13 protein-coding genes and 1 other RNA gene are annotated in these 13,578 nt (G+C 59.9%); 10 read left to right on the top strand and 4 right to left on the bottom strand.

Annotated features, from left to right (window positions below):
* The first annotated feature begins 6 nt into the window (after nt 1-6).
* On the top strand, nt 7-534 hold the full coding sequence (locus NE357_RS03865) for an outer membrane protein assembly factor BamE (protein ID WP_169428796.1): 528 nt from the start codon (nt 7-9) through the stop codon (nt 532-534).
* A gap of 61 nt (nt 535-595) precedes the next feature.
* On the opposite strand, the gene NE357_RS03860 is transcribed toward NE357_RS03865, so the two are convergent.
* The 3 genes from NE357_RS03860 to NE357_RS03850 are packed head-to-tail and all read right to left on the bottom strand — an operon-like array spanning nt 596 to nt 2,748.
* Nucleotides 596-910, bottom strand: coding sequence for an RnfH family protein (locus NE357_RS03860; RefSeq protein WP_169428795.1), 315 nt, complete (start codon nt 908-910; stop codon nt 596-598).
* Nucleotides 903-1,337 (bottom strand): type II toxin-antitoxin system RatA family toxin, encoded by a 435-nt coding sequence (locus tag NE357_RS03855; protein ID WP_003221509.1) that lies wholly within the window; start codon nt 1,335-1,337, stop codon nt 903-905. Before NE357_RS03855 ends, NE357_RS03860 begins: the two co-directional genes overlap by 8 nt.
* 7 nt (nt 1,338-1,344) lie before the next feature.
* Nucleotides 1,345-2,748 carry a sodium-dependent transporter gene (locus tag NE357_RS03850; RefSeq protein WP_039769144.1) on the bottom strand — a complete coding sequence of 468 codons (1,404 nt, stop codon included), beginning with the start codon at nt 2,746-2,748 and terminating at the stop codon, nt 1,345-1,347.
* A gap of 119 nt (nt 2,749-2,867) precedes the next feature.
* Between NE357_RS03850 and smpB the strand changes: the two genes are divergently transcribed.
* Nucleotides 2,868-3,350, top strand: a complete 483-nt coding sequence (smpB, locus tag NE357_RS03845) for an SsrA-binding protein SmpB (RefSeq protein ID WP_007953781.1) — start codon at nt 2,868-2,870, stop codon at nt 3,348-3,350.
* Nucleotides 3,351-3,400: 50 nt separating this feature from the next.
* Here the strand turns inward: smpB and NE357_RS03840 are convergent, their stop codons facing one another.
* A complete protein-coding gene (locus NE357_RS03840; RefSeq protein ID WP_169428794.1) occupies nt 3,401-4,168 on the bottom strand; it encodes an FCD domain-containing protein in 768 nt (255 codons plus the stop codon).
* Between the two features lie 261 nt (nt 4,169-4,429).
* On the opposite strand from NE357_RS03840, the gene NE357_RS03835 reads away from it, so the two are divergent.
* The 8 genes from NE357_RS03835 (at nt 4,430) to NE357_RS03800 (ending at nt 13,485) form a co-directional block, all read left to right on the top strand.
* Nucleotides 4,430-6,124 (top strand): lactate permease LctP family transporter, encoded by a 1,695-nt coding sequence (locus NE357_RS03835; protein WP_169428793.1) that lies wholly within the window; start codon nt 4,430-4,432, stop codon nt 6,122-6,124.
* A 151-nt stretch (nt 6,125-6,275) separates the two neighbouring features.
* Nucleotides 6,276-7,100, top strand: coding sequence for a (Fe-S)-binding protein (locus NE357_RS03830; RefSeq protein ID WP_065259955.1), 825 nt, complete (start codon nt 6,276-6,278; stop codon nt 7,098-7,100).
* Nucleotides 7,097-8,551 (top strand): LutB/LldF family L-lactate oxidation iron-sulfur protein, encoded by a 1,455-nt coding sequence (locus NE357_RS03825; protein WP_169428792.1) that lies wholly within the window; start codon nt 7,097-7,099, stop codon nt 8,549-8,551. Before NE357_RS03830 ends, NE357_RS03825 begins: the two co-directional genes overlap by 4 nt.
* On the top strand, nt 8,551-9,222 hold the full coding sequence (locus NE357_RS03820; RefSeq protein WP_102687340.1) for a LutC/YkgG family protein: 672 nt from the start codon (nt 8,551-8,553) through the stop codon (nt 9,220-9,222). The genes NE357_RS03825 and NE357_RS03820 overlap by 1 nt, the downstream gene beginning before the upstream one ends.
* The gene (locus tag NE357_RS03815) at nt 9,219-12,041 is read left to right on the top strand and encodes an FAD-binding and (Fe-S)-binding domain-containing protein (RefSeq protein ID WP_169428791.1); all 2,823 of its coding nucleotides are present in this window, start codon (nt 9,219-9,221) and stop codon (nt 12,039-12,041) included. Before NE357_RS03820 ends, NE357_RS03815 begins: the two co-directional genes overlap by 4 nt.
* Nucleotides 12,042-12,171: 130 nt before the next feature.
* Nucleotides 12,172-12,450 (top strand): hypothetical protein, encoded by a 279-nt coding sequence (locus NE357_RS03810; RefSeq protein WP_085711868.1) that lies wholly within the window; start codon nt 12,172-12,174, stop codon nt 12,448-12,450.
* 95 nt (nt 12,451-12,545) lie between these two features.
* Nucleotides 12,546-12,935, top strand: a transfer-messenger RNA (tmRNA) gene (gene ssrA, locus NE357_RS03805).
* Nucleotides 12,936-13,002: 67 nt separating this feature from the next.
* Nucleotides 13,003-13,485 (top strand): isochorismatase family protein, encoded by a 483-nt coding sequence (locus NE357_RS03800; protein WP_169428790.1) that lies wholly within the window; start codon nt 13,003-13,005, stop codon nt 13,483-13,485.
* Nucleotides 13,486-13,578: the final 93 nt, after the last annotated feature.

Raw genomic sequence — 13,578 nt, 5'->3', positions numbered from 1 at the left:
CCACCGATGCAAAACACCAAGCTCTTGCTAACCAGTTTCACCTTTGTGGGACTGCTCGCACTCGCCGGTTGTTCATTCCCCGGGGTTTACAAAATCGACATCCAGCAGGGCAATGTCGTCACGCAGGACATGATAGACCAGTTACGCCCGGGAATGACCCGGCCGCAAGTACGGTTTATCATGGGCAACCCTCTGCTCGTCGACACGTTCCATGCCAATCGCTGGGATTATCTGTACAGCCTGCAACCTGGTGGCGGTGAACGTCAGCAGGAACGCATGAGTGTCATTTTCGACTCTAACGACCGCCTTGTCAGCCTGTCCGGTGACTTCATGCCGGGCGTGAGCCGTGACGAAGCCATTCTCGGCAAGGACAGTGACACCAGCGTGACCGCTCCTGCCGAAAACGCCGAGAAGCCAAAACCGGAAAAACCCGTCAAGCCAGGCTCCTTGCTGGATCAGATCCAGAAGGACGTCGATGGTGTGCAAACCGTTCCGGTTCCTACACCAGAACCGCTGGACACCTCGCCGCAATAATTTGCGACGCAATAAAAAACCCGGAAATTCCGGGTTTTTTATTGCCTGCATATCGGCGCAATCATTGATTTCTGGCTTTAGCCTCGGCGGCTTTGGCAGCCCGCAATCGACGCACCTCTTTCGGATCGGCCAGTAGAGGGCGGTAGATTTCGAGGCGATCCCCCGCCTGGACAACCCGCACATCCGGATCGGCAATCACCTTACCGAAAATCCCGATTGGACAACCCGCCAAATCCAGCTCGGGAAAATCGGCATCGATGCCGCTGGCCAACAGCGCAGCACGGACCGTCGAACCGTCTACCACACTGATCGTACGCAACACCTGACGATCAACCGCCGCGTACACCACTTCTATTTCGATCACCGGCTCAACCATGCATCTGCTTGGCGCGCTGGCAGAATGCATCCACCAGTGTGTTGGCCGCCTGATTGAACAGCGGCCCGAGCGTGGCGCGCACCAGCGGGCCGGCATAATCGAAGGACAGATCGAGGCTGATCTTGCAGGCCTTCTCGTTCAGCGCCTTGAACACCCAGACCCCATGCAACTGATTGAACGGACCTTCCTCAAGGTTCATCTCGATCGACTGCCCCGGCACCAGCGTATTGCGCGTCACGAAGTGCTGGCTGAGGCCGCCCTTGGCCACGCCGACACTGGCGCGCATATGTTCAGGCGAGCTTTCCAGAACCTCAGCAGACGAGCACCACGGCAAAAACTCCGGGTAACGCGCCACGTCATTGACCAGGTCGTAGAGAAATTGCGCCGGGTAAGGCAGCAGCGCCGATCGTTGAATATGTGTCGTCATGTAAGCGTCACTTCCAGAGCTGGGCGGCAAACACTACAAGAATGCCGATGGGCGCCACATAGCGCATCAAGAACAGAGACAGGGCGAACAGCGCCGGGCTGCGAATAGACAATTCGTCACGCACCGCTTCACGCCCCATCACCCAACCGGCAAACAGCACGAAGCACAGCCCGCCGAGCGGCAACATGATCCGCGAGGTGAAGAAGTCGATCACCCCAAAGAAGTCCAGGCCACCGGCTGCACCCCATTGGTAGAGATGGAACACTCCGCCATCGTTCACGAAAAATTTGGCTTCCTTCCAGATATTGAAAGAAAACACGGTACCCAGACCGACGAACCAGCAGGTGAACGCCAGCCAGAACGTCACCCAGGCACGACTGATTTTAGTCCGCTCGACCAGATAGGCGACCATCGGCTCCAGCAGGGAAATCGCCGAGCTCCAGGCAGCAATGGCCACCAGAACGAAGAACACCACGCCCATCAACTGGCCGAAAAGCACGTTACCGAAAGCAAATGGCAGGCTGACGAACATCAGCCCCGGGCCTTCGCTCGGGTTCAAACCACCGGCGAACACAATCGGAAACAATGCCAGCCCGGCCACCAGCGAAACAAAGGTATCGAGCAGCGCCACACCCACGACGGTGCCGGACAGCGAGGCTTCCTTCGTCATGTAAGCGCCGTAGATCATGATCGAGCCCACGCCCACGCTCAGCGAGAAGAACGCGTGCCCCATGGCCGGCAGCAAGCCGTCGAGGACTTTTTCCGGGTGGAAGTCGAACATGAAATGCACGCCTTCCATGAAGTGCCCGGTGGTCATGCTGTAACCCAGCAGGACGAGGACCATCACGAACAGCAGCGGCATCATGATCCGCAGGCTGCGTTCAAGCCCGGCAACCACGCCTTTGGCGATCACCACCGCCGACAACAACATGAAAACCGTATGCCACAGCGTGATGCGCCATGGGTCGGCGATGACATTACCGAAGTACGCCCCGACCTGATCGGCCGTCGCGCCCTGGAAATCCCCGCGCCCCATATCAATGATGTAATCCAGCGACCAGCCGCCGACCACGCTGTAGAAAGACAGGATCAGCAACGCCGTGATCATCCCGGCGAACGCGCCCCACGACCATTTGCCCGAGTGCCCGGCTTCCCGCGCCAGCACCTTCAGGGCATTCGCCGGACTCTGACGGGCACGCCGGCCGATCAGGGTTTCAGCGAGCATTACCGGGATGCCGATCAGCGCGATACACGCCAGAAACATCAGCACGAAGGCGCCGCCACCGTAGACCCCGACCATGTAGGGGAATTTCCAGATGCTGCCCAATCCCACGGCCGAACCGGTCGCGGCGAATATGAAAACCCAGCGGCTAGCCCAACTGCCGTGGACAGAAACCTTGTCTGTCGACATCGTTTATCACGCCCAAGCGTTAGAAAAAGAGGCCGCATTGTCCGGGATTCACTCAACCTGCTCAAGCACGCAGCATCACCGTAGCCGACAGCCGTTTATCTCCATATAATGCCGCCCCTATGGCTAAACAGAAGAAACACCCAACAGGGACCATCGCGCAAAACAAAAAGGCGCGACACGATTACTTCATCGAGCACAAGTTCGAGGCTGGTCTGGTCCTGGCCGGCTGGGAAGTAAAAAGTCTGCGGGCAAGCAAGCTGCAACTGGTCGACAGTTACGTCCTGCTCAAGGATGGCGAAGCCTGGCTGCTCGGCAGTCACATCACGCCGTTGATGACTGCCAGCACCCACGTCATCGCCGACCCGGTCCGCACCCGCAAACTGCTGCTCAACCGCCGCGAGCTGGACAAGCTGGCCGCCGCCGTGCAGCAGAAGGGTTATGCCTGCGTGTGCCTGTCCTGGTACTGGAGCAAGCACATGGTCAAGTGCGAAATCGCTCTGGGCAAAGGCAAGAAGGAATACGACAAGCGTGATACCGAACGCGAACGCGACGCCGGTCGCGAGTTGCAGCGTGCGGTGCGCAACAAGGGCAAGGAAGACTGATTCCTCTGCCTGAATGACCGTTCCCGCGCCCGGCGCGGGAATGGTCATGCTTACATCCCTTTGCGCCGCTCGGCCCGAGCCACGCGCTGTACTTCCTGTCGCACTTCTTCCAGCACTTCCTGTACATACAGAATGTGTCGACTGGAAACCTCTCGCGCCTGCTCCGCACGCCCCTCGATAATCGCCAGATACAATTCCCGATGCTGCGTGATCAGCATGTCGCGGGTTTCCGTGCGCTGCTTGTACATGCCACCGATGTTGGTCACCACGTTGCGCTTGAGCAGATCGAACAGCCCGCGAATGGTGTGCAGCAGCACGGCGTTGTGACTGGCCTCGGCGATAGCCAGGTGAAATTTCGCGTCCGCCGCGCCCTCCTCGGCCCGACTCACTTCGTCATGGCGCGAGTAGCAATCCTGTAGTTCTTCGAACGCTGCGGTCAGCCGCTCGCGATCCACATCAGTGGCGCGCAATGCCGCGTAATAGGCGCACGATGCCTCCAGCGTGTGGCGAAACTCCAGCAGATCGCGCTGAGCCTCGGGATTACTTTCCAGCAGTTGCAACAAGGGATCGCTGAAGGTCGAGCCCAGGCTTTCCACCACGTAATTGCCGCCGCCCTGCTTGCTGACCAACAACCCCTTGGCCGCCAGTTTCTGGATTGCCTCGCGCAACGAAGGCCGGGACACGCCGAACTGCTCCGCCAATGTGCGCTCGGCCGGCAGGCGCTCGCCAGACTTCAGCGTGCCCTCGAGGATCATCCCCTCGAGCCGCTCGACAATATCGTCAGACAAACGGCGCTGACGTATCTGATCAAACCCCATCACTCAATTCTCCACGATCCCGACCACTCGCCGGGCTCTCTATTCTGGCCTATCGGCGCCTTGCCGACACCTGCCAGATAAAACGCCCCGGACCGGATCAGATCGGTTCTGCACCGGTCATTCGACAAAAGTTTCAGGGCGACAAATTGACACACCGACATCAAGGCTTTTACCCTAGCCAACAGCGATTGTAAATTGGTATTACCAATTAACCAAGAACGCTGACAGTGCCTGACCAACAACAATTAGGGGCCACCCCATATGCAAACCTGGCAACAGCTCTACAGCCCGCTCGGCAGTCTCGGCGTGTCCGCACTCGCGGCCGTCATCCCCATCGTTTTTTTCTTTCTCGCCTTGGCGGTGTTCCGCCTCAAAGGTCATGTCGCCGGCAGCATCACGCTGGCCCTGGCGATCCTTGTGGCAATCTTTGCGTTCCAGATGCCGGTCGACATGGCGTTCGCCGCCGCTGGCTATGGTTTCGCCTATGGTCTGTGGCCGATTGCCTGGATCATTGTCGCGGCGGTGTTCCTGTACAAACTGACGGTCAAGAGCGGTCAGTTCGAAGTCATCCGCAGTTCGGTGCTGTCGATCACCGATGACCAGCGTTTGCAGGTGCTGCTGATCGGCTTCTGCTTCGGTGCCTTCCTCGAAGGTGCAGCCGGTTTCGGCGCGCCAGTGGCGATTACCGCCGCGCTGCTCGTAGGACTGGGCTTCAATCCGCTGTATGCCGCAGGCTTGTGCCTGATTGCCAATACCGCGCCGGTCGCGTTCGGTGCCTTGGGGATTCCGATCATCGTCGCCGGGCAGGTCACCGGTATCGACGCGTTCAAGATCGGCGCCATGACCGGCCGCCAACTGCCGCTGCTGTCGCTGTTCGTGCCGTTCTGGCTGGTATTCATGATGGACGGCCTGCGCGGGGTGCGTGAAACCTGGCCAGCCGCGCTGGTTGCCGGCCTGAGCTTCGCCGTGACCCAATACTTCACGTCGAACTTCATCGGACCGGAATTGCCGGACATCACCTCGGCCCTGGCCAGCCTGATCGCGCTGACCCTGTTCCTGAAAGTCTGGCAACCAAGACGCACCGCAGGTGCACAGATCGCTGGTGCGACCTCGAACGTGGCGATCACCGCCAGCGCCGGCGGTTTCGGCCAGAAACGCACCACCATCGAATCCCCCTACAGCCTTGGGGAAATCTTCAAGGCCTGGTCGCCGTTCCTGATCCTCACCGTGCTGGTGACGATATGGACCCTCAAACCGTTCAAGGCGATGTTCGCCGCTGGCGGTTCGATGTACGCCTGGGTGTTCAACTTCGCGATCCCGCACCTGGATCAGTTGGTGATCAAGACTGCACCGATCGTCGCGACGCCGACCGCCATTCCGGCCGTGTTCAAACTCGACCCGATCTCCGCCACCGGCACGGCGATTTTCTTCTCCGCGCTGATCTCGATGATCATCCTGAAGATCAATTTCAAAATTGGTCTGACCACTCTCAAAGAGACCTTCTACGAACTGCGCTGGCCCATTCTGTCGATCGGCATGGTGCTGGCGTTCGCCTTCGTGACCAACTATTCCGGCATGTCTTCGACCATGGCTTTGGTGCTGGCCGCGACCGGCGCGGCGTTCCCGTTCTTCTCGCCGTTCCTTGGCTGGCTGGGCGTGTTCCTCACCGGTTCCGATACCTCGTCCAACGCGCTGTTCAGTTCGCTGCAAGCGACCACCGCGCACCAGATCGGGGTCAACGACACCCTGCTGGTGGCGGCCAATACCAGCGGCGGCGTAACCGGCAAGATGATTTCGCCGCAGTCGATCGCCGTGGCCTGCGCAGCAACCGGGCTGGTGGGCAAGGAATCGGATCTGTTCCGCTTCACCCTCAAGCACAGCCTATTCTTTGCCACGATTGTCGGCCTGATCACCCTGGCCCAGGCCTACTGGTTCACCGGCATGCTGGTTCACTGATACCTGCAAGAAGCATGGAAATAACCGACGCCGGTTCGTGATTCCGGCGTCAGCAATTCACGACCCGGTCTGTAAGGCTGCTGAAAGCAAGGCGCTCTATATTCGGCAGCCTCGACAGACGGATAACCGGGCCCACCCGGAGACACGCCTGATGAGCGAGCTTTTTTACAACGCTGTGCCCAACGCCACTCGCGTTGCACCGCCCCTGCCCGAACCCCGGCAATACCCGAGCGAGAAACCGTCGCGGGTCTACCTGTTCGGTACCTGCGTGGTTGACCTGTTTTATCCGGAAGCCGGGATGGACGCGATCCACTTGCTGGAACGCGAAGGCATCCGGGTCGATTACCCGCAAGGGCAGAGCTGCTGCGGACAACCGGCCTACACCTCGGGTTACACCGAGCAGGCGCGGACAGTGGCGCGCTCGCAACTGGCGCTGTTTGCCGGGGATTATCCGGTGGTGGTGCCGTCGGGCTCCTGCGCAGGAATGATCCGTGAACATTACGCCGACTTGTTCAAGGACGAGCCGCAAACGTTGAAACAGGTTCAGGCCCTCGCAGCCCGCACCTATGAACTGGCCGAGTTCCTGCTGTTCGTCTGCAAGGTGCAGCTCAAGGACAGCGGCGAGCCGGTCAAAGTGGCGCTGCACACTTCGTGTTCGGCGCGACGGGAAATGAACACCCACCTGCACGGCCGCGAGTTGTTGGCGCAGTTGAGCAACGTGGAACGAGTCAATCACGATCACGAAAGCGAATGCTGTGGCTTCGGTGGGACATTCAGCGTCCGTATGCCAGACATTTCCGGCGCGATGGTGGCTGACAAGACCCGGGCGTTGAAGGAATCCGGCGCGCATCAGGTACTCAGTGCCGACTGCGGCTGCCTGATGAACATCAACGGCTCGCTGGAAAAACAGAAGGAAGCGCTGCGCGGGCAACACCTGGCGAGTTTCCTCTGGCAACGAACCGGAGGTGCCCGATGAGCACTTCCACGATTATTCCTACGGTTGCCGTAGAAGAAGATTTCCGCACCCGGGCACACAACGCCCTGGGCGATTCGCAGTTGCGGAACAACTTCCGCACTGCGATGGATTCACTGATGACCAAGCGGGCAGCGGCTTTCAGCGATGCCCACGAAAGAGAACACCTGCGCGAGCTGGGCAATGCAATCCGTGCCCGCGCGCTCTCCAAGTTGCCCGACCTGCTCGAGCAACTGGAACAGAACCTGACCCGCAACGGTGTGACAGTGCACTGGGCGGAAACGGTGGACGAGGCCAATGGCATCGTCCTTTCGATCATCCGCGCTCACGAGGCGCGGCAAGTGATCAAGGGCAAATCGATGGTCAGCGAAGAGATGGAGATGAACCATTTCCTCGAGGCTCGGGACATTGAATGTCTTGAGTCCGACATGGGGGAGTACATCGTCCAGCTCGACCACGAGAAGCCTTCACACATAATCATGCCGGCAATCCACAAGAATGCCGGTCAGGTCGCGTCCTTGTTCCACGACAAACTCGGCGTGGAATACACCAAGGACGTTGACCAACTCATTCAGATCGGTCGCAGGGTCCTGCGGCAGAAATTCTTCGAAGCGGACATCGGCGTTTCCGGTGTCAACTTCGCCGTGGCCGAAACCGGCACCCTGCTGCTGGTGGAAAACGAAGGCAACGGCCGCATGACCACCACCGTGCCGCCGGTGCACATCGCCGTCACCGGCATCGAAAAAGTCGTGGAAAACCTGCGTGACGTAGTGCCACTGCTGTCGCTGCTGACCCGCTCGGCGCTGGGCATTCCGATCACCACTTACGTCAACATGATCTCCGGCCCGCGCAAGGAGCATGAACTCGACGGCCCGCAGGAAGTGCATCTGGTGCTGCTCGACAACGGTCGCAGCCAGGCTTTCGCCGACAGCGAACTGCGCCAGACCTTGAACTGCATCCGCTGCGGCGCCTGCATGAACCATTGCCCGGTCTACACCCGCGTCGGCGGCCACACCTACGGCGAGGTTTACCCTGGCCCGATCGGCAAAATCATCACCCCGCACATGGTCGGCCTGGCGAAAGTCCCGGATCACCCGAGCGCCTCGTCGCTGTGCGGCGCCTGTGGTGAAGTGTGCCCGGTGAAGATTCCGATCCCGGCGCTGCTGCGCCGTCTGCGCGAAGAGAACGTCAAGGCTCCGGACTCACCGCACCAAGTGATGCGCGGCCAGGGCAGCAAGTATTCGCGCAAGGAACGCTTTATCTGGAATGCCTGGGCGAAGCTCAACAGCTCGCCGACTTTGTATCGATTGTTTGCGTTTTTCGCCACGCGCCTGCGCGCCCTGACGCCAGACAACGTCGGCCCGTGGACGCAGAACCACAGCGCGCCGAAACCTGCCGCCCGCTCACTGCATGACATGGCTCGCGAACATCTGGCCAAACAAGGAGACCGTTGATGAGCGCCAAGCAAAACATCCTCGGCAAGTTGCGCAAAAGTCTGACCGGCACCACACCGATTGCCGACAACTTCGATGTCGATCTGGTGACCCAGCCTTACACCTACAGCGCCGAACAGCGCATCCCGCAACTGCGCAAACTGATGGAAGCGGTGCATACCGAAATCCATCTGACGTCCGCTGATGCGTGGCCCGCGCTGCTGGCGCAATTGCTGCGCGACCGCCAGCTCCCGAGCCTGTTGATAGCACCGACGACGCCCCACGGGCAGCGCATCACACAGCACTGGGCGAACAATCCTGATCTACCGGCGCTGAAATCCTACGACCGACCGATGGAAGAGTGGAAAGCCGAGCTGTTCAACGACACTCCGGCCAGCCTCACCGGCACCCTCGGCGCCATCGCCGCCACCGGCAGCCTGATTCTCTGGCCGACCCGCGAAGAACCACGGCTGATGAGCCTGGTTCCGCCGGTGCATTTCGCCCTGCTCAAGGCCAGCCAGATCCGCGACAACTTCTATCAGGTACAGCAGGAGTTCGAATGGGCGCAAGGCATGCCGACCAATGCATTGCTGGTGTCCGGTCCGTCGAAAACCGCCGACATCGAACAAGTGCTGGCCTACGGCGCCCATGGCCCGAAAGACCTGGTGGTATTGATTCTGGAGGACCAATGACCTTACCGGCGACTTTCCTGCGCGATGCGCAGCAACTGATTCCGGCCGAGCGCCGCTTCGACGATCCGCTGTCGACTTTGGCCTTCGGCACCGACGCCAGTTTCTACCGGTTGATTCCGCAACTGGTGATCCGCGTCGAATCCGAAGATGAAGTGGTGGCGCTGCTGAAACTGGCTCAGCGCGATCAGGTCCCGGTGACCTTTCGTGCCGCCGGCACCAGCCTGTCGGGCCAGGCGATCAGCGACTCGGTGCTGATCGTGCTTGGGGATAACTGGAACGCCCGGGAGATCCGCGGCCAGGGTGCGCAGATCCGTCTGCAACCGGGCGTGATCGGCGCCCAGGCCAACGCGTGGCTCGCGCCATTCGGGCGCAAGATCGGTCCGGATCCGGCCTCGATCAACGCCTGCAAGATTGGTGGCATCGTCGCCAACAACGCCAGCGGCATGTGTTGCGGCACCGCGCAAAACACCTATCACACGCTGGCCGGGATTCGTCTCGTGCTGGCCGACGGCACGCGCCTGGATACCGAAGACGCTGCCAGCGTCGCGGCGTTTCGCGCAAGCCACGGTGAGTTGTTGGAGCGCCTGGCAACATTGGGCCGCGAGACCCGCGCCAATGCCGAACTGGCCGCACGAATCCGCCACAAATACCGTCTGAAAAATACCACCGGCCTGTCGCTCAACGCCCTGGTGGATTTCGATGAGCCTGTGGATATCTTGAGTCACCTGTTGGTAGGCTCCGAAGGCACGCTAGGTTTCATCAGTGCGGTGACCTACGACACGGTGATCGACCACCCGAACAAGGCGTCGGCGCTGATCGTTTTCCCCGACGTGGAAACCTGCTGCAACGCCGTCACTGTGCTGAAAAGTCAGCCCGTTTCCGCCGTGGAACTGCTCGACCGCCGCAGTCTGCGCTCGGTGCAGGACAAACCCGGCATGCCGGGTTTCGTACAGCACCTGTCGAACAATGCCTGCGCACTGCTGATCGAATCCCGCGCCGCCTCTTCCACGTTGCTGCAGGAACAACTGGCGCAGATCATGGCGTCGCTCAACGGTTTCCCGGTGGAAAAACAGGTCGACTTCACCGAAGACCCGGTCGAAAACGCCCGCCTCTGGGCGATTCGCAAGGACACCTTCCCCGCCGTCGGCGCCGTGCGCAAGACCGGCACCACGGTGATCATCGAAGACGTCACGTTCCCAGTGGAACAACTGGCGATCGGTGTGAACCGTCTGATCGAGCTGTTCGACAAACATTACTACGACGAAGCGATCCTTTTCGGACACGCGCTGGAAGGCAATCTGCACTTCGTCTTCACACAAGGCTTCAACAGCCCGGAAGAAGTCGCACGCTATCAGGCGTTCATGGACGACGTGGCGCAACTGGTGGCCGTGGAGTTCGGCGGTTCGCTTAAGGCCGAACACGGCACCGGGCGCAACATGGCGCCGTTTGTCGAACTGGAATGGGGCAGCGACGCTTATCAATTGATGTGGCAGCTCAAGCGCTTGCTCGATCCTCAAGGCATTCTCAATCCGGACGTGGTGCTCAGCGAAGATCCGCAGATCCACCTCAAGCACCTGAAGCCGCTGCCGGCGGCCGACGAGATTGTGGATAAGTGCATCGAATGCGGTTTCTGTGAGCCGGTTTGCCCATCGAAAGGCCTGACCCTGAGCCCACGCCAGCGCATCGTGATCTGGCGCGATATTCAGGCGCGAAAACGCGCCGGGATCGACACCACCGAACTGGAAAAAGCCTACGAGTACCAAGGCATCGACACCTGCGCCGCGACCGGTTTGTGTGCGCAACGTTGCCCTGTAGGCATCAATACCGGCGAGCTGGTGAAAAAACTTCGCAGCCGTCACGCCACGCATACGAAAGCTGCCAACTGGATCGAAGGAAATTTCGCCACCACCCTGCAAGGCGCACGATTCACCCTGCACGTGGCCAACGGTGCGCGAATGCTGCTGGGAGCGCCGCGTCTGGCGAAGCTTTCGGCGACGCTGACGCGCCTGTCCAAGGGTCAGGTGCCGCAGTGGACCAACGCAATGCCGCAGCCGGAAAAGGCCATTCGTCTCAGTCCGACAGTCTCGGACGAACGCCCGCGTGTGGTGTATCTGGCGGCTTGCGTGTCGCGGGTAATGGGACCGGCGGCGGGCGACAAGGAGCAAATGTCGCTGTACGACAAAACCCGGGGTCTGCTGGAAAAGGCCGGTTATCAGGTGGTCTTCCCGGACAATCTGGACAACCTCTGCTGCGGCCAGCCGTTCGCGTCCAAAGGCTATGCAGAACAGGCCGAGCACAAGCGTCAGGAGCTGATCGGTGCCTTGCTGCACGCCAGCCGTGGCGGGCTCGATCCGATCTATTGCGACACCAGTCCCTGCACCTTGCGACTGGTGCAGGATGTGGGAAATGTTCGCCTGGATCTGTATGACCCTGTGCGATTCATTCGTACGCATCTGATGGATCGTCTCGAATTCACCCCGCAGGAAGCACCGATTGCCGTTCACGTGACCTGCAGCACTCAGCATCTGGGGGAAAGCCAGGCGCTGATCGACCTCGCACGCATGTGCAGCAATAACGTGGTGATCCCGGAAGGCATTCATTGCTGTGGGTTTGCCGGGGACAAGGGATTCACTACACCGGAACTCAACGGCCATTCGCTGCGAACCCTCAAGGATGCGGTGCAGCATTGCAGCGAAGGGATCTCCACCAGCCGGACCTGTGAGATCGGTCTGACACAACATGGCGGCATCGACTACCACGGCTTGGTCTATCTGGTGGATCGAGTGACCCGGGCCAAACCCCGTGAAACCGCCAGCTGAAGAAAAATAGAACCCCTGCGAACGACCGCAGTCCACAGAACAGGCCCCGAACAATCGGGGCTTTTCCTCCATTCGGTTGCCCGTCCTGACGGCCAGCGAAGTCGGGATCCCTCAGTTCAAGGAGACTCATATGAAACGTTCTGTACTGTTAGGTCTGTTCGTTACTGCCTCGATGATGGCTTCCACGTCCTTTGCTGCAGACAAGCCTGCCGACCTGTGCGACGCCAATATCCAGACCATCAACAATGCCAAGGGGCAGCTGTCATCTTCGCCGGAGCTGAGTCAGCGTGCTGAAACCAGCGTGCAAAAGGCTCAGGCGCTCAAGGCCCAGGGCAAGATCGATGACTGTGTTGCGGAAACCTCGCAAACCATTCTGGAACTGCGTAAATCCACCGGCACCAACAATTGATCCAGGCCCGGCCAACCTTCGGGTTGGCCTTGCGGGCCGTTTGGCGTACACTGCACATGCTTGTTGCTCGAACAGATGTACCGGGCAATGAGTTCGGGGCCGTTTAGGATTCGACGCCGGTTGCGAAACTCTAGGTGCATGCCGACTTGGTAACAGAAGTCGTAAATCCACTGTTGCAACTACTTATAGTTGCCAATGACGACCAATACGGTGCTGCTCTCGCTGCTTAATTGCAGCTGACATGCACTCCTGGTACCTTCGGGTCCAGCAATCATCAGGGGATGTCTGTAAACCCGAAATGATTGTCATATAGAACAGAATCGCCGTGCAGTACGTTGTGGACGAAGCGGCTAAAACTTACACAACTCGCCCAAAGCACCCTGCCCGTCGGGTCGCTGAGGGTTAACTTAATAGACACGGCTACGCATGTAGTACCGACAGCGGAGTACTGGCGGACGGGGGTTCAAATCCCCCCGGCTCCACCAACTCTCAACGACAAGGCCCGCCCAGTGCGGGCCTTGTCGCATCTGGGGATTCATGTCCGGAGAGCCCATGCGCCAAGCCCCGCTGATCATCGACGTACAACCCTGCTTTTTCCCGCCGCCATGGCTGCTCGAAGACATCCGGTCGCTCATCGGCACGCTGCCCAGCGTCGCCACGATCGAACGTCACGACGAAAGCCGCACGCCTTTCCAGCGACAACTCGGCTGGCACCCCACGCCGGACGATGACAGCCTGATCGCCGCAGACCGCATCTTCATCAAATACGGCTACGCGCCCTCCCCGGACACAATCGAATACCTGAAAAGCCTGAATCTGGATCGCGTTCTGGTCTGCGGCCTGCAAACCGAAACCTGCTGCCTTGATGCCGGGTTTGCGCTGTTGGATGCTGGCTTGCAGCCGACGTTGCTCACGGATCTGACGGTGGGTTCGTCGCTGGATCGCTCGGGCGGGCTGGGGGTGCGGTTGTGGGAACATCACTTTAAGCACACGCTGATGTCGGACGAACGTCTCTCATGCCTGCAAGTGTCCTAGAAAATTTCCCGCAGCACGCGTCGACTTACATGAATTGGTTCAAGATGCTTCCGAGCGCTGGTCTTCGCGCTCCGCTGCAACCCGGCAGATGGT

It is taken from the genome of Pseudomonas sp. G7(2022) (assembly GCF_052660475.1).
This window is presented reverse-complemented; position numbering and strand designations above follow the sequence as displayed.